Source organism: Pseudomonas sp. NCCP-436, from assembly GCF_019656335.1.
Taxonomy (GTDB): Bacteria; Pseudomonadota; Gammaproteobacteria; order Pseudomonadales; family Pseudomonadaceae; genus Aquipseudomonas.
Genome location: NZ_BPLZ01000008.1, coordinates 83569 through 106815 on the forward strand (window position 1 = coordinate 83569; position 23247 = coordinate 106815).

Here is a 23247-nt window from a genome sequence, read left to right on the forward strand (position 1 = left end):
CAAAAAATACCGGCCTTCAGGGCCGGTCGGTTATTTACCGATAACAATGACAAGAGGTTGAAGTATGAAACTCAATGCCTGCATCTTTGCACTGATGTCTACCGCACTGGCGGCTCTGCCTGCCCATGCGCTGACCCTGAAACTGGCTGGTCAATACGGCTACGACACCGACGATACCCGCGACATGCAGGTGTTGAAGAAAGAGTTTGAAGCCAAGAACGACGGCGACGTAACCGTCCGTATCTTCCCGGCCAACCAACTGGGTGACTACACCCAGGTGTACGAAGAACTGCGCCGCGGCAGCATCGAGATGGCGCTGATCACCATCCCGAGCCAATTCGACCGTAAGCTGGAGCTGCCGTACATTCCGTACCTGGCCAAAGACTGGACCGAAGCCCGTCGCATCTATTCCAACGACAGCTACCTGTTCAAGGAAATGGCTCAGCTCAACGATAAACTGGGCGTCAAACTGCTGGCCTTCCAGCCGGCCGGCTTTGGCGGTCTGGGTATGAACAAGCTGCCGGCCGCCGGCCTGCAGGATCCAACCAGCGACAAGAACGATGTGCTGATTCGCGTTCCCCCGCTGGCGGTATTCGCTGAGCCGATCAAAGATGCCGGCTTCAAGAGCGTTTCCATCCCGTGGTCCGACACCTACTCCGCCATGCAGACTGGCGTAGCAGACGGCTGGACCGGTGGCTCGTCGATCCTCAACTACGAAACCATGCGTGACGCCATCAAATACTACTGGCCGATCAACAACTGGTTCGACGTTCGTGCCTGGCTGGTCAGCGAGAAGGCCTGGAGCAAGCTGTCTGAAGAGCAACGCGCTGAGCTGCAGTCGATTGCCGTTCGCCTCGCTTCCGAGCGTATGAACGCCAACGAGGAAGTCGAGAAGGAATACACCCGTAAGCTGGCTGACCACGGTGTGAAAATCCTGGACGTAACGCCTGAAGAGCTGGAAGCTTATTCCAAGCACGCTAAAGAAGTGACCTGGCCGAAACTAGCGGAAATCTACGGCGCAGAAACCATGAAAAAGCTGGCTGAATAACTTTTCTCAGGAGGGGCGCTTGCGCCCCTCCGCTAGGGTACGTTTATGAAGAAGTTCGGCGCGTGTTTCGCCTGGGTCGAAGACAAAATTGTCTTGCTGGCCACCCTCGGAGTGCTGTGCTCCATCACCTTGTCGGCAGCCTGCCGCTACATCTTTTCCTACGACCTGAATGGGGCCGAAGAAGTACTGGGTCTGTTCAGTGCGTGGATGTTTTTTATTGGCGCCGTCCGTGCCAGTCGTACACATAACCAGATCACCGCCGACATCCTGGGCGTGATTTTCAGAAACGGTGTCATGGGCTTCCTGATTCGCCTGACACGTATTCTGCTGGGGCTCGCCATTTGCTCCACCATGGCGTGGTGGTCGGTCGAATTCATCGCCTGGGAAATGGACAACGGCGGCGCGACCCCGGCCCTGGGCATCCCGGTTCTGTTCGGCAAGCTGGCGCTGTTTTTATCTTTCTTTGGCATGGCGGGCTATTGCCTGCGTGATCTTGCCTCTCTGTTTATGAAGCGCTAGGGGACAGAACATGATTCTTATCGCACTGGCGATAGTGTTCGCCGGCATCATCCTGGGTCTGCCGATTCCCTTCGTGTTTCTCGGCAGCACCATCTTCCTGATCATGAGCCTGGGCTATGGCCCGGACTTCCTCATGCCGTTCGGTTACAGCATGATGGGCAACCCGGTGATTCTGGCCATCCCGCTGTTTATCATCGCGGGCGGCATCATCAACCGCAGCCACATTGCCGACAAACTGGTCGGTATCGTTGACCGCATGGTTGGCGGTATCAAAGGTTCGCTGGCGGTGGTCTCGGTGTTCTCCTGCGCCCTGTTCGGCTCCATCACCGGTAGCGGTGCGGCGACCATCGCCGGCGTTGGTAGCGTGATGTTCAAAAAGCTCGACGAGCGTGGATATCCCAAGGGGTTCTCCGCTGCCCTGATCGGCAGCTCGTCTGTACTGGGCATGCTCATCCCGCCTAGCGCCATCATGATTTTGTACGCCTGGATCGCCAACCAGTCGGTATTGGCCGCGTTCCTGTCGACCGTAATACCGGGGTTGATCCTGGCCGTGTTGCTGTCGATTTTCTCGCTGATCTACCTGCGTAAAGATCCCAACGTCAAAGTCATCGAGAAAGCCAGCGATGTCACCTATCAGCCGCGCAAGCGTCTGAGCCTGTTCAGCTGGATCAACCGCGACAGCGCCGTACCTGCGCTGCTGATGCCGTTGCTGATTCTGGGATCCATCTACGGTGGCATCCTGACCCCGACTGAGGCAGCAGCCCTGGGCGTGGTGTACGCCATTCCGGTGGGCATGTGGATCTACCGTCAGCTCAAGGTCAAAGACATCAAGGAAGTGCTGATCGAGTCGGCTACCACTACCGGTTCGCTGATGATCATGCTGTTCTCCGTGATGCTGCTCAGCCGCATGTACGTGATGGAAGATGTGCCGGGCACGATCATTGAGTTCCTGATGCAGATCACGGAAAACAAACTCGTCCTGCTGCTGATCCTCAACCTGTTCATGATCATTGTCGCCATGATCATGGATGACGTGAGTGCGGTCCTGCTGTGCACCCCGATCCTGTTCCCGATCAGCCAGCAACTCGGTATCGATCCGGTGCATTTCGCGGCCATCCTGGGTGTTAACCTCGGTATGGGCAACATCACGCCGCCGACGGCGCCACTGCTGTACCTCAGTGGACAAATGAGCGGAGCCGATACGGCGTCGTTGCTTAAGCCTGCAGCCCTGATGATTCTGTTTGCCTGGCTGCCGACTCTGGCCATCACCACCTACGTACCAGAGTTGTCCACTTGGCTGCCGGCATTGCTGCTGTAACGCCACCTTAAGTGAGGGGTGCCTAGCCAGTAAGCCTGGCGCCCGACTTAACAGAGCGCTGTTCGCGATGGGGCTGATATTCAGCGCCATTGCAGCAGCGTTTTGTCGTTTTCGCCCATACGACATGAGCCGGGCGTTGCAGCGTAGCAGGGGCTGGGGATCATTGCTGTTGGGCGCTTTGGACCAAGCGCACATCCAGTGGAACATCCTGTCGACCCATTCCTGGTCGGTTCCGCCACGCAGTACTGCGTCTAATGGATGCCGGCTGAACCGCCGCATACAAGGGAGTAGGAGGGCGAAGTGGCAGCGTTATCAGCGTTTGAAGCCGAGACATGAAAAAGCCCATCTACAAGATGGGCTTTTTCATTGGTGCAGATGGTGGGCCCACACGGACTCGAACCGTGGACCAAAGGATTATGAGTTTGCACGCAACGCTGCAAGCCCAGCAAAATCAGGGGTAATCTACCGTAAGCCAGAAAAGCTAAAAGTATTTACGTGACAGTAGGTTAGCGTAATTTGGCGAAGATGGCCAGAACGGGTGAGTGTACCGCTACTGTACTGATTCCGCCTGCTTTTCAGTACAGTCAGGCGCGCTTCGCTGGTGGCCATTTGAGTAGTCAAGGATTCCTTGACTACTGCCCTCGGAACGCTCAGATCCAACTGACAAGGATTCCTTGACAGTTGGATGGCGTGGTTCGATCTCAGGCTACTGCTTCGAAGAGCCTGTAGTCTGGCTCAGGCAGGTGGTGCTGGCCGTGCGCACATGGTTTGGCGGCTCAAACTCGTAGCCTGCGGCGATAAGCTCTGCTTCAACGTCTTCGGTGATGAAGAACGGCTCGAATTGACCGTTCTCTTGGGGCGGTACGTTTTCGTCCTCACCGGTACTCATGTTGTCAGTTCCTTTTGTGTGTTCATCAGGCCTGAGGCCAGTCTTAGTCTTCTGTCCGCAAGCCGACCACCTGGCTGCCAGGGCCTTGGGCATGCAGCGTCAGGTTTGGGCTTTGTGACGCCAGATAGCCCAGCGGTTGATCGAGAACGAATGGATAGAGCACGGCCAGGGACGACAGAGCCGCCACAGACACCGATTTACCGCCGTAGCGCAAGGCAGCCTCAATCAGCCAGGCGATGGTTTCGGCTTCGTTGAGTACAAGGGGTTTCAGGCGGACCAGGCGCTTGCCTTTCTCCACACGCTCGATAGCACCCCAGCTGGCTTGCGACTGCAGGACCATGTTGGTCATGCGGTAGGTGCCTTCCCGCTCACCATAGACTTCGCTCATGCGGCGATGGACTTCTGTCGAGGCGCAGTCTCCCTGGAGTGCGGACAAGCGACCCACCAATTCAGCGACCTTGCCGAAGAATGGGTAACTGGCGATGGCCATTCCCCAGGTCAAAGCAGCGGTTGGAACGCCAGGGTTGGCCTTGTAGAGGGCGATACCGCGTTCAGCGAAGCTGGCCAGTTCCGGTCGTGGTTCGAGCCATAGGCGATTCAGTACGGTGCGTGTCTTTTTGCGCGCCGCCACGCCGAGCCCGGCCTCATCCAGCAGGGCATTCAAGTCATCGGGTTCAGCCAGGCCGGCACGCACCCGTAAAGCTGCTGACGCCCACTCCAGCGCTATGTAGCGGTCGAAGCCGATTTTTGGGGCAGGCGGATTGGTCGTTTTCAATTGACGTAACTCACTTTCACAAAGGGCACGATAAGTTCTTCCAGGGACATGCCACCGTGGACCACTACCTGGTCACCCTTTGGAACAAAGGCTCCGCGCTCTCCTGCAAACAGCGGCATAAAGTTGGCCGGCAGGCCAGCGATATCGAGACGAAAGCTGTCCGGTATCGCAGTTTCTGTCTCGGCAATCATGGTTTCACTGCGATAGGTGCGCACCCGTTCGCCGCGCAGCTCCGAGGCAACCCCCTGATTTGGGCGGCCAATGCCCACGGCCTCTGCATTGCCGTGGTCGGCCGTCAGGTAGATATGGAAGCCCTGGTCGAGCAGCATCGCAAAAAGCTGATCAACAAACCCCGACTCACACCAGCTGTTGATCTGCGCAGCCACGCCGCGTTTGCCGAGCACAGCGCCGTGGATGATTTCATCCACGGTATCCACCACCAGGCCGGCGACTTTCAGGGCAGGATTCGAGAGCAGCTCCTGCAACTCCGGCAGCTCATCAGTGCGCTTGATCGCCTTTCGATAGAGGATCTCATTGGCACGCAATCCCTGGTCCTGCCAGAACCGGGTCCAGTGCTGAGGTTCTTTTGAGGTTGTCTCAATGTGCTCGGCGAACTCGCGTGGGCGCAGGCCGGAGAATAACGCCTGCCTGGAAATGGACGTCAGCGTGGGCAGCCAGGCAAAGCAGGCGTTTTCATCAAACATCAAACGCGGCGCATGCTGGATAAGGTTTTCGCGAATTTGTGTCCACTGATCGACAGCCAACCCGTCGAAGACGACCAGCGCAATTTTTTCCTCACCGTTGGCTCGACGCATCGCCAGGTAGCGAGGCACCTGATGCACCATCACCGGCCCCTTGGCAGCGGGCAGGGAAGGCAGGTCAGCGTAGTGCGCCTGTACCCAGGTTTGCAGTGCACTGTCGGCGCGAGCCACCAGGTCCTTCATGTTCGCCTTCAGGCCTTCTGCGCGCGCAGCATCCAGACTGTGGAAACGCGAGATCACTTCGCCTAGGCGCCGGGCAAAGTGGGTCCAATCCCTGTGAGACGATGTGGCGCCAGGCAGCTCTTCACTGAGGCTCTTGATGCCCTCCAGCACCAGGTTGCGCATCGCTGCGGGGTCTTGCACCACCCCGGCTTTTGCCCACTCCGGCAAGCTGACCGGTACGCCCTGAATGGCCAGCGGGTGCAGCGTGCCGTCCAGGAACATCGAATCAACGATGACGCGGATGTCGTGATGTTCGAAGGGAATGTCGATCTGCGGTATGTAGTCCGGCGCTACCGGCTCCGCCGTGCGTCTGCCGATCAGTCCCAGTTTGTTGAGGTAGCGGTACCAGGCGTCCTGTACCACACGCAGCGCAAAACTTCTGTTGGCGAACAGCTCGGCGATCGGGCTGCTGGCAAACACCGGTCGGTCGGCCAACACCTGGTGAATGTGCTCGGCGAGGGTCTGAGGCAACAGCGTCTCGCGGTAGTGCAGACGCAGCAGCTCACGCCATAAGTCTTCCGGTCTGCTAATCAGGTGGGGGCTTACCCTGTAGATATGCGTCAGCACAAATTCTTTGGTGGCAGCTTCACCCATCGCTTGAGTCGCGTGGCGGGCCTGCACCTCGAACAGCGACGGCAGGATCTCACTACCCAACTGCCTCAGCACCGTATAGCTGAGCTTTGGAAACAGCTCTGCGAGCGAGAGACTAACCTTGCGCGCCTGGCGTAAGTAATCCCAGGGCAGCTCCGCCGTGCTGGAATCGCGCACCTGGATAACCAGGGCGCTGGGTGCATTGGGCTCCCCAGCCTCCCAGGCAGCGCGGTAGCGGTCTTCGTACTCGGCACGAAAGGCGACACTGTCCTCAAACGGCAGCACCTCGAAGCCACGTTCACGCAGTCCGGCCAGTACCTGCTCGTCCAGCAGCACGTTGTCCGGGTCCGCTACAATCCACAGCCGGGCCAGGTCGGACGGGAACTCCTTCAGAATGCGATCAGCCAGCAGCGTGCTGCGATGGGCGACGTTGTCCCTGGATAAGTACGTCATGCTGCGGCCCCTCCCGCTGAGCCAATGCGCAGTATCAGCACGGCATTCAGTTCTGGCGTGCAGGCTTCTGCTTCCGCCAGATCTGCCATACGGGCCTGATGCTCGGTTTCAAGACGCTTACGCCGGTGTTCGCGGACGGCAGGCAGGCCGATTCGGCCAATGGCCTGAAAGCGCGACTCGAAGGCATAGCGGGCGCGCTCACGTTCCTCGGCAAGCCAGGTTCGGTGCTCTTCCAGCAGCTCGGAGAATAGCCGCTCACCCTGACCTTTGGCTGCCGTCAGCGATTGCTCAAAGAGTGCGGCTGCGTGCTCACTGTCCGGGTCCGCCGTCAGGCGCACCTCTTCGGTCAGCAACAGATCCCAGATCCGCTTGGCGGTGGGAACAAAGCTGCGGCCATCATCGGTAACAAAGACCGGCAGGAAACGGCGCCGGGTGAAGTTGGCCGAGCTGTTGGAAGCCGCCAGGCTCACGCTCCACAGCGACCAGGTGCCCTGCACGGTGTCAGGCAGTCCGGTTACCTGTACGACAGGCAGTGGTTGGCCGGCCACGCAGCGCGGCAGATCGCCGATCAGCGCACGGGCTCGGGGATCTTCCAAGGTGATCCATTCCATCTCCGGGTTCTGCTCAGCGGTTCGCGCATCGAAGCAGACCGGGAAAGATTCACTGCCATCCGTCCACACTAAACGCCAGGTATGGCCTGACTGCTCCGCTGCGCCGCCACGGGTGGGCAAGCCGGTTGTTACCGCACGCTCCAGCCAGTACTGCGCCGGGTGGTCCCGCCATTTCTGGGACTCAACCGCTTCCAGCGGGTGATCATCGGTCAGCAAATCCGTATCAGCGCGGCTCGCGGCCACTTTCTCGCGTACCTGGTTGATGACCGCGTCGCACTCCTTGTCGATGGATTCCGGGTCTTGCAAGCCATACACAAACAGCTCATCAAACAGCGGCTCGACTTCCACGGAGTCCATCACGTCGGCGGCTTTATCGACACCGAACTCCTGGGCAATGATCTCCAGCTTCTGCTCCAGCACCTCGCGAACCCGGTGCTCTACCGTGTCTTCCAGTACAAAGTTGATGGCACGCACCACATGGGGCTGGCCAATGCGGTCAACGCGGCCGATTCGCTGCTCCAGGCGCATCGGGTTCCAGGGCATATCGAAGTTGATGATCACATGGCAGAACTGCAGGTTCAGGCCCTCACCGCCGGCGTCGGTGGAGATCAGCACTCGTACATCGCGGGAAAAAGCCTGCTGGGCGCGGGTACGCGCCTCCAGATCCATGCCGCCGTTAAGCTGGACAATGGAAAACCCACGGCTTTCCAGAAACTCGGCCAGCATGGCCTGGGTGGGAACAAACTCGGTGAACACCAGTACCTTCAGCTCGGGGTCGTTCTCTTCCTGTTGCAGCTTGTAGATCAGTTCCAGCAGCGCTTCGGCCTTGGCATCGGTGCCTTGCCGTTCGGTTTCCCGGGCCAGATCAAGCAGCATCTCGACTTCGGCCTTTTCCTGCTCCCAGTTGCTGGCCTGTAGGGCCACGTCCAGTTGTGACTGCCCGTCGAGCTCTGCCCATTCGTCCAGGTCCACGTTATCGAACAGGTTGGCCTGTGGCTGTGGCGCATCCAGCAAGGCCTGGCGTCTCTCCAGCGTGGCACGGATGGCTGCAGTGCTGGAGGTCACCAGCCGTTGCATCAGGATCATCAGAAAACCGATGTGGCGTTGCTTGGCGGCCATGGCCTGGTTGTAGCCGTGGCGCACATAGTCGGTGACTGCGTCATACAGCTGCTTCTGCGCCGTGTGCCGTGCCTGCCAGGCAACCGCCTGCAACCGCGTGGAACGCGGCTTGAACAAGGGCTGGCCATCGGCATTGATGGCGGACCGCTTTTCGGTGCGGATAACGAAAGGCTGCACCCGGTCACGATGAATGCTGCCTTCATCAACAAAGGCTTCGCGGTCTAGCAACTGCATCAGGCGCAAGAACTGATCAGTCTTGCCCTGATGTGGCGTAGCGGACAGCAGCAACAGGTAGGGCGCTGCTTCGGCCAGCGCAGCGCCCAGCTTGTAGCGGGCGACCTGGTCGGTACTGCCGCCCATGCGGTGGGCCTCATCAATGATCACCAGATCCCAGCCGGCGGAAACCAGATCTTCGAAACGCTCGCGGTTGTAGCTGTTGAGTTGTTCCTGGCTCCAGCCACGGCGGCCTTCAATGGGCTTGACCGAGTCCAGCGACACAATCACCTGGTCGTGCATGGCCCAGAGGTTGTCGTCGTTCTGCGTACCCTCAGCGCGCCAGGCGCGAAAGGCGGCCAGCTCGGTGGCTTCGATAAAGCGCAGGTGCTCGCCGAAATGCAAACGCATCTCCGCCTGCCATTGCCGGATCAGGCCTTTGGGGGCCACCACCAGCACCCGCCGCACCATGCCACGCAGCTTCAGCTCGCGCAGGATAAGGCCGGCCTCGATGGTCTTGCCCAGGCCCACCTCGTCCGCCAGCAGGTAGCGAATGCGGTCGCGGCTCATGGCCCGGTTCAGCGCGTACAGTTGGTGGGGCAGCGGCACCACACTGGACTGGATGGGGGCCAGCAGCAGGTTGTCTTCCAGGGCATCCAGTAGCTTTGCGGCTGCCGCCGTATGCAGGATCTGTTCAACCGCCGGGCGCACTGCTGCCAGGGCATCGAGATCCTGGGCGCGGGCACGCACCACCGTATTCTTGGCCGGCAGCCATACACGATAGGCCACTTCGCCCCACACGTCCTGGCGTTCAACGATACGGCACGGGGTCGCCTGGCGGACAAACCAGCACCAATCGCCAATGCTGTAATCGCCTGGTCGCCGTGTCATTGGCTGCACCCAATCGGCAGGCTCGTCACTGGTCTAGTTTCATGGTGCTTAGCCGCGTCCACCTTCGCTTCGCAGCATCGGCGAACTTCCCCGGTAACTTCCCCGGCGACTACCCCGGTGGTATCACCCCGACTTGGTCCCAACTTGGTCCCGACTTGATCCCAGGGGCGACCGAGCACTACCCAGACATGCCGGGTGGTGCTGATCACTGGGTTACGGCTCACCGCTAGAATCACAAGCCGTCCTCGGTGCGAGTCAGTGCCTGGTCATACCAGAGCAACAGCTTTTCATCTTCCTGCAGCGCCTCGTCGGGGATCTTCTTGGCCACGGCGATGATGGTCGGGTAGTCCTTCTTGCCCCAGGCCTCCTTGAAGCCGGCGCGCAGCACTTCCAGGCGGAACTCCTTGAGGCGTCGGCCGGTGAAGGCCTGATATACCTGGAACTCCTTGAGCAGCGCCTTTTCCCGCTTCTTCTCCAAATCCTGTGCCTTGTTCGGATCGGGCACAAACCAACGGTCTTTGGCTTTGGCGATCAGGCGCGGATCGCTCTTCTCCAGGCCACGCAGGTCCTTGTGATTGGTGGAGAGGTAGCTATGGATCTGGCTCGGCACATCGCCAGTACCTTCGTACTTCAGGAAATTGTTTTCCAGTAGTGCCATCAGCTCTGGCTTGGCTTCGTGCTTCTTCCAGCCAGCGCCCAGCTGAGTGGTGAACTCAGGGTGAACTTCCTGATAAGTCGAAGGGCGGCGCTTGAGGAAGTCAGCCAACCAGTCGATGGCGCTACGCTCGTCGGAGACGAACAGCTCCATCTGCGGCGCCTGGGCCACCTGGGCGCGCTTTCTGTCGTATTCTGCGACTTGATCGGGCAGGAAGACCATGCCATCGCGTTCGGGGAAGCGACTGCGCAGGCCGGTTAGGAATTCGTCATTGGAAATTGGCACGGGCACATCGTGACGCACAAACCAGGCGACCATGCGGTCGAAAATGCGGCGTGGGTCTCGTTCTACAATGAACTCAAGCTCACCGTTGCGAGCCTTTACAACCGACAGGTTGCTTAGATGGGTCTGTACGAAGTCCCAAGCGGAATCAACCGTCGCGCCCCGTTTGTTCAAGCGCTCTTCAAGTCCGCCATTCGGCTTGTAAACGGAAATGACCAGATCTTGCTTCACCGTATTTGGTGATACCACTTGCTGGAAGCTGCCCTGCTTTTTGTCCAGCGCAGTGACCTCGGCGACGACAAACCCTGTTTGCTGCAAGGCTACCTGGATCGTGTTCCAAACTGCCGCCTTGCTGTTAGAGAACACCACGGTCATCCAGCGTCCGGGCTTGAGAACCCGATAGTATTCGGCGAAACAGCGATACATCAGGTGCTGATATTCTGGGAGACCTTTCTGACGGACGCGGTCGACGATAGCTTCTGGATTGGCGTCGGTTTTTACACCATGCCAAGACTCAACCAAGAAATTTAGATCCGAGTAGTAAATGTTCTCACCGAAGGGTGGGTCGGTGAAGATGTAATCTATAGAGTTATCAGCCAAGGGCAGTCTTGCTGCTGTTCCAGTGTTAACTGCAGCTGTTGCGGGACGTGCCAAATACTTGCGGAATGCTTTAATTAGACGGTCTAACTTCCCATCAAGGATGTACCAAGGACTACACTCTGAGTGCTGAGAGGCGACGTAGTAAACACCGCTAAGATATTGGTTTACCTGAGAGAAGTGCGTAGGGGTATATCTTGCGAGAATAGACATTCCCCAAATGGCTTGCTCGACCATAAACAGCAGCATGCTTTTTGTGCGAGGCTCCGAAGTTGCTTGGGCCTTGTGCCACAAAAGTGCCATAGCCTGCGCCGCTCGTGGCAGAAACATAAAGTGAACTGCTGTAGAGTTGGTTGTTTTCATACGCCCAACTCGCGTCATCTGGCAGTCAGGAAACTGGTCCACCGGCAGTTCCTTGGGAATGGGTAGATGTGCAATTTTTTCGATGCGCGCCAGATCAGTTTTGTCAGGCTTCTTTGTGTAGACTGTCTTACCAATCTTGTACACGATCATTGTAGGCATGCGCTTGGGGCGACGTTGTGTTGCTCCTGTAGCGGGGTCCACAAAGGTTTCGAAGCGAAGATCCATCTGCTCCTTCTTTCCCTGAGCTCCGCAATGCGGACAGGTTAAAACATCCGCGACTGCTTTGGTTTCTTCATCCAAAGCCGCTTCTGTAAAAACAATTTCTCCCGCGCAGGCTGAACAGTTCAGCACTTCACTCCATACCGTATAGTCGATGCGGGCTACGGTCTTGCCATCGGAGTGCAAGGTCTCATACATCCAGCCGATTTCCTGCTCGACCTCCTTGAGCAACTGCTTGCCTGCTTTCGCAAAGGCATCAACATCAAAAGGGATGTTGTAGTTGGCACCAATGAAGGTTGCCGCCGGGGAGAGATCGTTCAATACAACCCGCCGTGCGCCCCACTGGGGGGGCTTGCGGCCCTCCTGCTTCCAGGCCATCTCAATCTCGTGCCGATAGCTAGCTGGTGCAGTTCCACACCACTGGGCGGCAACGCCGGTCATGCCCGAGCCCGCGAAGCCATCCAGCACAATATCGCCGGGCTGGGTGTAGTGCAGAATTGACGGCACAATGGCCAGGTGCGGCACTTTGGTGTGGTAGGAGTGCGCCCGATAGAGGGCGTCAGTCTTGCCGACCGAAACGTCAATCGCCAGGGGTTCCCGGCTGTACGTCTGCTGCGGATCGTAAGGTTTCCCGTAGTGCTCGACGAACTCGGCCAACCAAGGGTTCGGGCAGGCCGTGTAATAAGGCGGATCGGACATGGCGAGGATCGCCTCATCGGTGCCCTGCGGAAAGCCTTCCTGCTTGCGGAATTCCGGATCTTTCAGCTTTTCAGCCAACAGCTCCAGATAATGCTCCCGGCGAGCCTGATCACTGGGGAAGGTTTGGCCCAGGCATTCCACCGGGCAAGCTGTGGCTTCTGATCTCAAGTCCAAAGAGTCAGTCGTTTTCATGGGTATTCGTCCGTTGTTTCGTGGCCTGCTGGTCGGCATGCCAGGCTCTGAGTTTGATGCCCGCCTCGGTCAGCACGTAGCGCTGCTTGGATGAGCGGGGTTTGTCCGGCACGGTCATCCGCAGAATCCCGCCGGTCAGTAAGGGTTCGACGTGCTGGGCCTTGAAGTAGGGGCGCTGGCTATAGCCGGTGTGCTCCATCAGTTCGGCCAGTGAGCGGGGCACGTCGGCGTGGCTGACGACCTGCCACTGGGTGTCGGTCAACTGAACAAGTGTCTGAACATGTTCAACAGCCGGCTGGCCGACTTGTTCAGGTACTTGTTCAGTCGTGCCCTGATCAGGGTCAGTCACAGTAACCTGCTGATTTTCCGACGGTGTTTCGGCTTCTCCTTGCCCGAACCGTGCGCGCAAATGCTCGGCCAGGACAAACTGGTTGGGGGCGTTGTCGGCTTCCTCCAGAACTACTTGTACAGCCAGTCGATGGGCAAGCTCCCGGGCTGCTGCGCTGCCAAGGCCAGTCAGGCCTTTGATGTCAGCCAGGTCGATCTGACCTTTGCGAGTCAGGTAGGCGAATACCGCCGCTTCGTGTTGCGACAGGCTGACCCCCAGGCTTGCCTGAGCCAGCATCTGGGCTTCGGAGATGAGTTTTTCCTTGCACAGCCGCAGGCGAAAGCTCTTCTCCGCCTTGTTGTTGTCGATGACCGGGGGGACAAACCCCAGGGTACGCCAGCTCTCGAAAATGGCGCCCACCCCCGTACCACCCTGGTCGGATAGACCAATACGGCGGAAAGCATTGACGATGCTCGGGTTGCGAACCTCTTTGTCACCCGGATCGAGCAACTGCTCACGCGAGGCGAAGGCATCACCGGGATTGAAAAAATCGGTTTGTCCACGGAAGAAGCGGATAACCGGCACCCGTGTGGTATCACCAAAGTCCTGGTGGATCAGCAGGTTGATGGCAGCCTCACGGAAGGAAATGTAATCCGGTGGGTCGTCATCGCGCCGCAGAGTGGCGGCATCGACTGAGAACGGCCGCTCGCTGTGCCGGAAGTAGAAGTCGACAACGGCCTGCCAGGACTTGATCAGGTTCTCTTCGACCATGAGGCGGTCGGCCCAGCGAATGCTGGGAGAGTACTCTTCGGCGGTGTAGCGATAGAGCTGCAGATCGACACTCATGCGCGGTAGCACTTGCCGCACATATTCATCGGCACCCAGCACCAGAATGGCTGCTCGGGTCGGCCTCAGGCTCCCACTGCGTTCTACCAGAAACCCCCACCTGCGCAGAAAGGCGGTGTCGTCATCCGCGCCGTCCTTGCCGGGGTTGCTTGCGGTAAAGCGTTCCCGATACCAACGAACGGTGGCCTGATCGAAGCATCGAGTGATGTCCAGGTCGAGCGGTTCGGCATCGAAGCGATCCGCAGCGGCGTCGCGCATAAACCGCATCAGCTCATCAGGCGTGCAGGTATCGTCTCGGCCGCCACGGCGGATATAAGCTTTTTTGGGATTGCCGTCGATATAAACCGGCTTCTCGTTGCGACCGGCCTCCGGAATGTGGAAAACGATGACGGTGCCTTCTTCCAAAGCATGGAGCGTGCCGTTGATCGGCAAAAAGATGCTGACCTTGTTACGGTCCCTGACCTGACCCAGGAAGTCATTCTGTACCTTGTCTGCGTCGATCACACCGGTGACAGTGAAAGTCCGGTTGGCTTCCTTGACGCCAAACACCAGGTAACCGCCAGCGGTATTGGCAAATGCACTGACAGATGACAAGGCATCCTTGGGCACGGCCCAGCCCGCCTCCTTGAACTCGATATCGTCCCATTCGATGGACTGCAGACGCTCCAGCAGTTCTTCCCTGGTCATTGTGACTCCACTAGTCTTTTTCCTTTGGAGTGTCTGTCATGAAATCGGTCATTCATGCTAATTCGTCTTCCTGATCAGTCATCGGCCGAAGATCTGGACCTGCGATGATCTTCAGCATACTGCTTCATTCCGGCTCGCAGGATCTCCAGGAACGTGTGATTACGGCACTCCGCGTCAGCTACGATCGCATCGAAAGAAACCACAAACGAGGGCGTAGGAATAATGCGGCCATCTGGATGCGGTGTTTCAAATTCCTGATAAAACACCCTGCCTTTGGAGAATAGCGGCGTCCACTTCATTTGCCGGAGTCGAAAAGCTGCAGTGTCATTGATATCCACAATCGCGTAATACCAAACTCTTTGGATGTTTTGGCAGTGCGCCACAAGCTTTCCTGCGCGATCAAGTAGTTGGTTGACTGCGTAGAAATTGTCCTTTTCCTCGTCAGTCTTTTTCTTTATCTCTACCACTACCACATCTACTGGCACATCATCATTTGGGTCCGCTGAGAAGATCATGGCGATATCAGGTCGTCCCGTGTCTCCGATCTTTTCTTCATCAAGTCGTATGGCATTGATGACGGTGTCCATGCTCTTTTCACTGAGAATGGTTCGGAACACCATGAACTTGTCGTCCAGCAGCCAAGCATTATTCTGATAAATCTCAGACGGCATCGCATCCTGCGAGAACTCTTTGAACCTCGGGACAATGAGGTTGTGGATCTCGGACTCGGCGTTATCGGCTGTCATTTCTTTCATGCGGCTAATAATTTTTTCCCGGTACAAGATGTATTCGGTTAGGGTGCGGGATGAGAGCTCAAGCGATTTCTCGTAAGCTGACTCGCTCAGATGTTCGCACTGAAGGATCTCTTTCTGAACACGGAAGAAACGCTGCTGTGCGATGGTTAAAGCATCGTCACGGTCAATCAAGCCGACGGTATCTGTCTCGAAGTAGCCGAGTAGATGAGGGAATTGCTCCTCAAACTTCGCTCTGACCTTGGCGTTTCTTTCTGTGATTAACGGAATCTGTTCGGCAAGAACTTTGCCAAGCTCCTTGCGCATTACGCGGTAAAGGCGTGCTTCCTGTATGCCTTCAGGCAGCACAAGCTTTTGCCTTGAGCTGTCCGCATTGGAGTGAAATATTTCCGACTCAAATAAAAAAACACATAGATAGCCTGCCGGAAAAGACGATGGTGGTATCAGGTTGGCTGGTATCGTTCGTCCATCAATGCTGAACGCGGTCAGTGAGCGCCCCTTACCTGTCACCGGTTCAATGTGGTAGTACATGTCGATGTTGGAGATGGCGTCTAGCGTATCGTCCTGGATCGTAACCTTGGTCATTGACGGCAAGTCGTCTGCCGTTATTGTGGTTTCGTGGGGGAAGAATTCCTTCTGCGCATTGCTTTCATTGGTTTTTAGGTTGATAGAAATCTTGAAGGCTTTCCCGTCACGCTTGCGTGTGTCCAAGGTAGGCAAAAACTGCTCGATCAAGAGCGGCTTTAGTGCATCCGGCTTCAGGTCGTCGTAGGACTTAACCCGGTCCTTGGCAAAGCCAGTGAACTCCAACGTGGTCTTGGCCGGTTGCTCGGCTGGAAGAGTTTCGAGTGGTGCATTGCCATCAAAAGAATCTTTGAAGATGAAGTGCCTGTGGTACCTTCCCCATGTGCTAGTCACTTCAACACGATTGAAGTAGTTGAGAAAAACCAAGCGACCTATGCCTTTATGGAACTTGTCCCTGGGCCGCAGTAGCTTTCTGAAGCGCTCAAAATTTTCGTCGGTGAAGCCGTCGCCGTTGTCCGAAACAGTTATCTTGAGTGTGTCTGGCTTATCAAATGCGTGCACGTCAATATCAATGCTCACGTCAGTTGCGCCAGCATCCAGAGCGTTGGCAACGGCTTCAAAATACACCAACGTCAATGACGGGTTGGGGAAGAACAGCCTGATTGCTCCAGATGTTTCAATGTCCATAGTCTGCCTCAGTAAAGCCCATGGCCTGTCCACTCAAGGAATTCAAAAGCCTTGTGTAGGCTTCGACACGATGGGTTCCCCAGCGCATCATCACTCCACCACAAACCGCAGTTTGCTGGCGTCCTTGCCTTTGCACCGCTCGGTCATGAATGACTCGAAGCGACGGCGCAGGTCTTCAGGCGTGGCCGGAGAGCCGCCGGCGAGCAGCGCCTGTTTGATATCGTCGCCAGTGACCAGGATCTTCTCCAGGCCGGACAGCGCTTCCTGGATGGTGGCCACAAATTCCGGCGTGACTGGGTCGGGCAGTGTTTTGGACGCCAGGAAGGCGGTAATCAGCTCGCGCTGGCTGGCCTTCAGCAACTCGAAGTTGGCTTGGATGATGGGGTCGTCGAGGTTGTCCAGCAGGGTTTGCTGCCAGCCTTCGAGCAGGCGGTCCAGCTCTTCATCCAGGGCTTTGAGTACGTTGGCGGCCGGCAGCAGGTCGGCTTGCTCGTTGGCCGGCCGGAAACCGCAGTGCGGGCATACCGGGCTGGCGGCCAGCTCGGCCTCGACCAGCGAGGCGCAGCTTTTGAGCTTGTCGAGCTTGTCTTCGAAGCTGGTGAGCTGTCCGGTAGGCATCAGCGAGATGCCCGCCAGGGCGCGCAGCGTGGTGATGCGCGAGTCGCGGCGTAGGGCGGTCTTGGTCTTGTCCTCGGCTACGCCGAGGCGTGCCTTGCTGTGCTGGGCCACATAGGCGTTGATGTAGTCCTTCTTGAGCGCTGCCAGTTGTTGGCGGTAGGTGGCGGCCTGGGCGGCGCTTTTGTCCTGGGAGAGTTTGTCGAGAATGTCCTTGCGGGCTGCTTGTGCCTGCTGCACCCAGGGGTGGTCACTCGGCAGGACCATTTCCGCCTGGGACAGGTAGCCAGCCACGCTACCCAGCTCGGCAACCAGATCACGCAGTTTCTCAACGGCGGAGAGCACGTCCAGGTTCTTTTGCTGCGCCTCGATGTCAGCCTGGGTGATGCGCAGGTTCTTCAGCTTGCCTACGGTGTTGTAGGGGGACAGGCTCTCCAGGAAGCTCTTGAGGGCCTCCAGGCGGCTGCGCCAATCACGCAGCTCTTCCTCACGCAGCAGGGACTGGCCCCAGAAGCTCAGACGGGTTTGCAGGTCGGTGCCCACGGTAAGCACGCGGTTGACTAGCTTGGCAACGGCTTCCAGCAGTTCCTTGACGGGCTCTTCCTTGCCCTGGGTTGCCATCTGCGCGAAACCGCTTGGCAGGCCCAGCAGCTCGAACAATGAGCGAAGAACGGCGACGTTGATCTCCTTGGGGGCTTCAACGTGTTTGAAGGTCTTCAGATCATCCAGGGTGCGCTCGACCAGCAGGGCGAGTTTGCCGGAGTCGATCTTGTCGCCGGTGATGGCGAGCACGATGTCACCGGAGTACACCAGGCCACCCAGCACGGCCATCAGCAGATCGGGCTCCAGGCGGAAGCGTACCGGTGCAAAGAACTCGACGTCGGTGGCGCCACTGATCAGCTCGGCGCGGTTGAGAACCTGGCCGTGACCTTTGGCGGTGAGGCGGCTGAGGACTTCCTGAGCATAACGGGAGCGGGTCGGCTCGATGCGGTCGCCGTCGAGCATCTCCAGGGCATCCAGGATGACGATGGCGTCCTTGGTGCGGGTGCCACCGGCCAGTGCCTTCAGCGCATTGCCGATGAGCTGCTTGCGGTTGGCTTCGGTCACCAGCGCCGAGAACGTCGGGTACTCCGGTGCCAGGTCAGCAAAATGAGTGCCGAGGGCCAGGCCTGAGGTCACGTTGACGATGTCACGGAAGTTGGCGCGCTCATCCGGCCCCAGGCGCAGCTTGTCGCGCATGGAAACGCCCTTGGCCCACTCCTGCAGGGTTTTGGTCTTGCCCTGGTAGGTGACTTCGAAGGCCGTCATTTGCTTGTCCTGCAGCCACTTGCTCATGTCGCGCAGGGCTTCTTTGGCCTTGTCCAGATACACCGACTTGGCGCCACCGCTGGCCGAGGATGCCAGCTCCTGGGCTGCGGCATAGCAGGCCAGATAGCGCTTGATGGCATCGTCCAGGCCTTTCAGGCGGAAGAACACTTCATCCGTGCGGCTGTCGTCGCGAAAGCGCGGGGGCTCGAACGGCTGGATGAAGTAGATGTAGAAATCGCGCTCCGGCTGGGCGGTCGGCCGGTCGTTGGGGGCGCCAAGGAACAGGTAGCCGTTGCGTTCGACACGCCGCTCCTGCCATTCCACCTGGTGTTGCCAGATCCGGTAGCCGGTGACGTAGGTGTCTTCCTCGGTGCGCTCCATCAACTGCATCAGGGCGCCGTAGTAGGCACGATCCAGGGCGCCGTCAGACAGGGCTTCGGCGCGCTTCTCGATTTGTGCGTCGTAGTCGACGTCTTTCTTCAGGTCGAGGTAGTACTGCTCGGTGTCGGGCGCCTTGGAGATGAATTGACCGTTCACTGTCTTGACGATCTCGCGCAGGGTGGTTTGCACGGCGGTCAGCAAGTCGTCGGCAGGCTCGCCGCCCAGATCTTCGATGCCCGGCTGGTATAGACATAGAGCATCGCGCAGTTCTTCGGCCGTTGGTCCCACCGGCACGTAGATGTCGCCGCCGGTGGTCAGACGATGGACCGACAGGCCTTTGATGACGCGCAGGGCCATCGCTTTGTATGCGGGGCGAGTAAATGCCTTTTGGACTCGCTCTTCCAGCACCTCGGCTACCTTAAGTACCGGACCGATGTTTGGGTCTGAGCGCAATACCGAGTTGGATGTGACCGTTTCCCAGAATTTGTCGAAGCCGATCAGGCCTGGGCGGTCGGTGGGTACTTCATCGTCCAGGATGGCCTGGATCTGGTCGCGAAGGGTGACCAATGCGCCGCGTTTTTCGGTAAAAATCAGGCGCTCGAAAGTGCCGATGTAATCCGGGTGCACCGGAAACAGCCGCACGTATTCATCCATCCGCTCGTTCATGTTGTGGTAGAACTTGGCGAAGGGTGTGAGGTAGGTGCGGATCTTGTGCTGCTGGTCAGCGGATTTTTTCAGCAGACGCTCGGCAACCACGAAGCTGACATCCTGACGGGCCAGCAATACCTGGGCGAAGCGCTCGTTCACACGGCGCAGGCTATCGGCAACATGCTGGAATCGGCTGCTGTCGAAAATGGCTTCCTGCACGCCGGCCACGAAACGGAAACGCAGGTGCTTGGTGACTTCGCCGATCTCGCGCAGGAAGGACAGATCCAGCACCAGGTCGTGGTCCTTGCGCGAGCGCAGGAACTCAAGGAACTCGTCGACCACCAACAGCACGCCCTTGCCAGGGTGTACTTCGTCAAAGGCGGCCATCATTTCCTCGAACGCCGCTTTGTTATTGACGACTTTGTCGGCCGGCGGGAAGGCGTAGCTGACACCCTGCTTCTCCAGGAAGATCTCCAGCTCCTGGGTGATGATGTCGCGCAGGGACATCTGGCTGGAGATCTCGATGCGGTGCACCTTGAACTTGCCTGCGATGCTGGCGGCCGCCTCGGCAACTTTGGGGTGCTGAACCATCGGCACATAGGCGGCGTCTTCAGCGATCAGCGACAGCACCGACATCAAGTGCGATTTACCGGTGCCGTAGTTGCCGACCACCAGCACACCCTTATGGTCAACCGACTCATCGAAGGAGAGCTGCGGGATCATCTGCTTGGCAATGCGCTCGGCCATGTCATCGGAAATGACATAGGTGGCGACGAGCTTCTTGGCCTCGGTGGGCCGATTGGCGTCGAGCAGCTGAATGACCGACTCAATCGGCTCGAACTGAATAAGATCCCCGTAGCGCATGTGCTTCCCCTTTACCCCAACGATTCAATTTCAAATGGAACCAGGCCATCCAGGCCGTAGTCCTGATATTCCGGATGCCCCATCTCGGCATAGACGAGCCGGCCTTCGCGCAGCTCACCAGGCCACACCGCGACTACGCGGCGGCCATGGGCGTGGCGCTTGAGCAGGTCCAGCGGGTCCAGCTTGAGCGAGCGGTCGAACAGCAGCTCGAGATTGTCGAGCAACAGCAGGTCACCCTCGGCATGTTCATCAGCCAGATCCCGCAGAACTACATTGGCCTGGAGTGCCCGCTGCCGCTGAGACATCGCGGCCAACTGGCGGCCCAGGGCGGCGCCGACGTTCATCACGCGGATGCCGTGCTGCTTTGCTAATGCACCGATCAAGGCACTCTTGCCGCTACCAGGGCGGCCAATCAGCAGGACCAGCTTGGTTTGTAGGGCGCCTACTTCGTTAATTCGTTGTTCGAGCTGCTCCAGCATGGCGGCCTCAGTCCAGTTCGGCCGCTTGCTGCTGCTCTGACGAGCAGTAGCCGGGTGCGAGCAAAGCGCTCTTGACGCCATAAATGGCCAGGTGGTCTTTCAACCACAGGCGATACTCAGGCCCCCGCAGGCTGTGATCCGGGGAACAATCGACGCTCCATTTGCGCAGAATGTAGCCCGCCGTGGCAGCCCGCAGTTTCATGCGTAGGCTGCCGTCCTCCATGCCGTAATCCATTTTGGTGATCTCAGGGCGCGGCTGTGCTGGATGCGGAACCAGTTCCAGTTCCACGATGCGGGTCCACTGGATATCCTGGTCGCTGCGCTCGTGGGCTTGCACGCTGGCATCTCGTGGGGCCGCGGGGCGCTTTATCCGTGTAATGACGAAATCCCTGAATTCCTGGGTTTTGCGATCAAAGGCGCGGACGTGCCAGCGCAGCCCGTTGTCGATCAGGGCAAAGGGCACGATTTCGCGCTGGGTGCGGCCGCTGGAAATGGAGTGATATTCGATGGCCAGGGGCCGCTCCTGGTGAATGGCCCGAGTGACGGCGGCTAGTACGTCCAGATCTGGATGCGTGAGTCTGGATGGAATCTCACTGGCTACCCAGGCTCTCAGCCTGGATGGTTCGCCATCGCCAAAGCCCTGTGTCAACCAGGCCAGGACCCGCTCGGGCTGGAAGTCAAAAACGGGTTTAAAGTGCTCGCCGAGTACGTAGTACTTGGCTTTGGTGTCGTAGTCGATATTGCCTGGTGCCAGTTCCTTGTAAACCGCCAGATCCCGCGTGGCAGCGGCGGACTGGATGCCGAAGCGCGATACCAGATCCTGGCGGCGGATATCCCCAATGAAGCGCACCCGCAGCTCTACAAAGGCAAGGCGGTCGCGCTGCGGCTGGGTAAGGTCGTCAAGCTGTTCGTTGGACATTCCTGAGACTCATGCTGGAATCGGGGCCATGATGGTTTCAGGAAGTATATGGCACGCCCCAGCATGCGTCCATTGCCCACATGTTAATTCAGTGTGGCGATCATGGTGATCAGGACTATGCCGGGGCGATGTTGGTGGATGGTGGGTTAGGACTCACTCTTGTTGTGGCCCGTATGCTCGGCTGTGCCAGCCAGGCTGTTACCTTCGAACGATGGGCTGCTCGCACGAAGTGATGACGCCAGGCGACCGCCTGCTGTATCCGCAACGCGGTCTTTGATCTTCTCAGCGGCCACAGCGCCGATGCCCTTGGCCAGGTTGCCCGCCGTGCCGGCCACCAGGCTAACAGCCCGCTTTGCGCCGCTTTCCGAATTGCCACCAAAGCCCGCTGCCTGCGCGAACGGGCTGCTGCCGGCATTGCCGTCACCGCCGGCGTTGGTACCAGTGCCGCCAGGACTACTGTTCGACATTCCTCCCATGCTGGGCATGTCGCTCCCGCTCGATATCGAGGCTTGCGCCTTGTCGAACGCCGCCTTGATGGCTGAGCCGCCACCCGCCAGATTTGCCGCACCACCCATGACGGCAGAACCTGCCATGCTTGCCGCACCCGCAGCCATTCCAGCGGCCCCCATAACGGCACCTACCGCAGCTCCAGTACCGAAGTTGCCGATGCCGCCGGCAGATCCGATGCCGGAACCTGTGATGATCCCGCCTACCATTGGCGGCACCCGGTTAACCAGCAACAGCAACGCCATGCAGAACACCAGCATGACGCCCAGCTCTTCGAAGTTGAGCACGTTCTGGTTCATCCTGGCGTAGAACGTAGACAGCATGTCGTTACCAATGCCGACCAGCAGCACCATGGTCATGATCTGCACGGCCACACCAAGGACGGTCTTGTAGTAATTGATCGCCATGTCTGAGGTCCAACGCGATCCGCCGAAGCCCAGGAAGAAGATGCCGGCATAGGCCAGTAGCCAGGCTGCGATCAGCATCAGCAGCATGTTGATGGCGACCAGGGCCAGAAGCAGCATGATTGCGGCACTCAATACAGCGCCCACCAGACTATCGACGGGCGACCAGGCCGACAGGTTATTGATGGCCTGCTTCCAGATCATAAAGCCCACATCGACGATGCCGGACGGCGTGACCGAGGACACGCCAGCCGCCTGCTCACCGATTCTGGCCAATGATTGGATGATCGAGTTGGCAAACGCCGGCCCATTGACCAGCAGCCACCAGAAGAAGCCAGTGAAGATGATGAAACGGACCAGCTCCGCGAAGAACTCGCCAATGTCGGCTTTGCGCAGGGCCATCATCCCGAACGTCCAGACCATCGAGATCACCACCAGCGTCCAGAACAGCCACGATGCAGCATCGATAATGACGTGCTGCCAACTGGCTGCTCGGGTGGCGTAATCGGTTACTACCTGGTCGAGAATCCCCTGGTTGGTCAGGTTTGCACTGGCGAGGCTCGAATGCAGCAACAGGACCCCGCCGCTCAGGATTGTTCTAGTCTTGGTCTTCATCGGTTGCCCTCCCGATCTTGCGGCTCGGTCAACTCCAGCCAGTTAAGTGGCTGTTCTGTGGGGGCAATGCCACCGCCTGCCGGCCGGCGCGAGCACAACCCGGCAAATGTCTCCCGAGTTGCCTTGTCCTGGATCTTCATGATCTCTCCCATCTGGCAGTTGGCATCGTTCACCTCCGGCATGGTCGGGGCGGGTGGGGTGTTGTCGCAGCCAGTGATGGCGAGAAGGAAGCCTGCCAGCATCGGAATAGTGAATTTGTTCATGG

15 protein-coding genes are annotated in these 23247 nt (G+C 58.4%); 3 read left to right on the forward strand and 12 right to left on the reverse strand.

Translation table 11 applies throughout. The features are described from left to right. Positions 1–64: 64 nt before the first annotated feature. Genes dctP through NCCP436_RS10610 form a run of 3 tightly spaced genes read left to right on the forward strand, consistent with a single transcriptional unit; the run spans position 65 to position 2885 of the window. Positions 65–1048, forward strand: a complete 984-nt coding sequence (dctP, locus tag NCCP436_RS10600; RefSeq protein ID WP_220803971.1) for a TRAP transporter substrate-binding protein DctP — start codon at positions 65–67, stop codon at positions 1046–1048. Positions 1049–1093: 45 nt separating this feature from the next. Continuing rightward, a complete protein-coding gene (locus tag NCCP436_RS10605; protein WP_220803972.1) occupies positions 1094–1567 on the forward strand; it encodes a TRAP transporter small permease in 474 nt (157 codons plus the stop codon). A 10-nt stretch (positions 1568–1577) separates the two neighbouring features. Next, positions 1578–2885: a TRAP transporter large permease gene (locus tag NCCP436_RS10610; protein WP_220803973.1), complete on the forward strand. Its 1308-nt coding sequence runs from the start codon at positions 1578–1580 to the stop codon at positions 2883–2885. 706 nt (positions 2886–3591) lie between these two features. Here the strand turns inward: NCCP436_RS10610 and NCCP436_RS10615 are convergent. The 12 genes from NCCP436_RS10615 to trbK all read right to left on the reverse strand — a co-directional run bounded on the left by NCCP436_RS10615 (position 3592) and on the right by trbK (position 23245). After that, on the reverse strand, positions 3592–3774 hold the full coding sequence (locus NCCP436_RS10615) for a hypothetical protein (RefSeq protein ID WP_220803974.1): 183 nt from the start codon (positions 3772–3774) through the stop codon (positions 3592–3594). 43 nt (positions 3775–3817) lie between these two features. Next, a complete protein-coding gene (locus NCCP436_RS10620; RefSeq protein WP_220803975.1) occupies positions 3818–4549 on the reverse strand; it encodes a hypothetical protein in 732 nt (243 codons plus the stop codon). Continuing rightward, complete coding sequence (gene pglZ / locus NCCP436_RS10625; protein ID WP_220803976.1) at positions 4546–6576, reverse strand: BREX-3 system phosphatase PglZ; 2031 nt, start codon at positions 6574–6576, stop codon at positions 4546–4548. The genes NCCP436_RS10620 and pglZ overlap by 4 nt, the downstream gene beginning before the upstream one ends. After that, positions 6573–9410 carry a DEAD/DEAH box helicase gene (locus NCCP436_RS10630; RefSeq protein ID WP_220803977.1) on the reverse strand — a complete coding sequence of 946 codons (2838 nt, stop codon included), beginning with the start codon at positions 9408–9410 and terminating at the stop codon, positions 6573–6575. The genes pglZ and NCCP436_RS10630 overlap by 4 nt, the downstream gene beginning before the upstream one ends. Before the next feature lie 232 nt (positions 9411–9642). Then, entirely contained in the window at positions 9643–12417 is a 2775-nt protein-coding gene (locus tag NCCP436_RS10635; protein WP_220803978.1) for a DNA methyltransferase, read from the reverse strand. After that, positions 12404–14278: an RNA-binding domain-containing protein gene (locus NCCP436_RS10640; protein ID WP_220803979.1), complete on the reverse strand. Its 1875-nt coding sequence runs from the start codon at positions 14276–14278 to the stop codon at positions 12404–12406. The genes NCCP436_RS10635 and NCCP436_RS10640 overlap by 14 nt, the downstream gene beginning before the upstream one ends. Positions 14279–14352: 74 nt before the next feature. After that, positions 14353–16242, reverse strand: a complete 1890-nt coding sequence (locus tag NCCP436_RS10645) for an ATP-binding protein (protein ID WP_220803980.1) — start codon at positions 16240–16242, stop codon at positions 14353–14355. A 90-nt stretch (positions 16243–16332) separates the two neighbouring features. Next, positions 16333–20058, reverse strand: coding sequence for a DUF6079 family protein (locus NCCP436_RS10650; RefSeq protein WP_220803981.1), 3726 nt, complete (start codon positions 20056–20058; stop codon positions 16333–16335). A gap of 11 nt (positions 20059–20069) precedes the next feature. Further along, positions 20070–20537, reverse strand: a complete 468-nt coding sequence (gene brxF / locus NCCP436_RS10655; protein WP_220803982.1) for a BREX-3 system P-loop-containing protein BrxF — start codon at positions 20535–20537, stop codon at positions 20070–20072. A 7-nt stretch (positions 20538–20544) separates the two neighbouring features. Then, entirely contained in the window at positions 20545–21456 is a 912-nt protein-coding gene (locus NCCP436_RS10660) for a WYL domain-containing protein (RefSeq protein WP_220803983.1), read from the reverse strand. 146 nt (positions 21457–21602) lie between these two features. Beyond that, the gene (trbL, locus tag NCCP436_RS10665) at positions 21603–22982 is read right to left on the reverse strand and encodes a P-type conjugative transfer protein TrbL (protein ID WP_220803984.1); all 1380 of its coding nucleotides are present in this window, start codon (positions 22980–22982) and stop codon (positions 21603–21605) included. Next, positions 22979–23245, reverse strand: a complete 267-nt coding sequence (gene trbK / locus NCCP436_RS10670; RefSeq protein ID WP_106453119.1) for an entry exclusion lipoprotein TrbK — start codon at positions 23243–23245, stop codon at positions 22979–22981. The genes trbL and trbK overlap by 4 nt, the downstream gene beginning before the upstream one ends. Positions 23246–23247 lie beyond the last annotated feature (2 nt).

Bases quoted from the DNA above. Each gene is read 5' to 3' on its own strand.
- dctP (WP_220803971.1), top strand. From the start codon at position 65: ATGAAACTCAATGCCTGCATCTTTGCACTGATGTCTACCGCACTGGCG.
- NCCP436_RS10605 (WP_220803972.1), top strand. From the start codon at position 1,094: ATGAAGAAGTTCGGCGCGTGTTTCGCCTGGGTCGAAGACAAAATTGTC.
- NCCP436_RS10610 (WP_220803973.1), top strand. From the start codon at position 1,578: ATGATTCTTATCGCACTGGCGATAGTGTTCGCCGGCATCATCCTGGGT.
- NCCP436_RS10615 (WP_220803974.1), bottom strand. From the start codon at position 3,774: ATGAGTACCGGTGAGGACGAAAACGTACCGCCCCAAGAGAACGGTCAA.
- pglZ (WP_220803976.1), bottom strand. From the start codon at position 6,576: ATGACGTACTTATCCAGGGACAACGTCGCCCATCGCAGCACGCTGCTG.
- NCCP436_RS10630 (WP_220803977.1), bottom strand. From the start codon at position 9,410: ATGACACGGCGACCAGGCGATTACAGCATTGGCGATTGGTGCTGGTTT.
- NCCP436_RS10635 (WP_220803978.1), bottom strand. From the start codon at position 12,417: ATGAAAACGACTGACTCTTTGGACTTGAGATCAGAAGCCACAGCTTGC.
- NCCP436_RS10640 (WP_220803979.1), bottom strand. From the start codon at position 14,278: ATGACCAGGGAAGAACTGCTGGAGCGTCTGCAGTCCATCGAATGGGAC.
- NCCP436_RS10645 (WP_220803980.1), bottom strand. From the start codon at position 16,242: ATGGACATTGAAACATCTGGAGCAATCAGGCTGTTCTTCCCCAACCCG.
- NCCP436_RS10650 (WP_220803981.1), bottom strand. From the start codon at position 20,058: ATGCGCTACGGGGATCTTATTCAGTTCGAGCCGATTGAGTCGGTCATT.
- brxF (WP_220803982.1), bottom strand. From the start codon at position 20,537: ATGCTGGAGCAGCTCGAACAACGAATTAACGAAGTAGGCGCCCTACAA.
- NCCP436_RS10660 (WP_220803983.1), bottom strand. From the start codon at position 21,456: ATGTCCAACGAACAGCTTGACGACCTTACCCAGCCGCAGCGCGACCGC.
- trbL (WP_220803984.1), bottom strand. From the start codon at position 22,982: ATGAAGACCAAGACTAGAACAATCCTGAGCGGCGGGGTCCTGTTGCTG.
- trbK (WP_106453119.1), bottom strand. From the start codon at position 23,245: ATGAACAAATTCACTATTCCGATGCTGGCAGGCTTCCTTCTCGCCATC.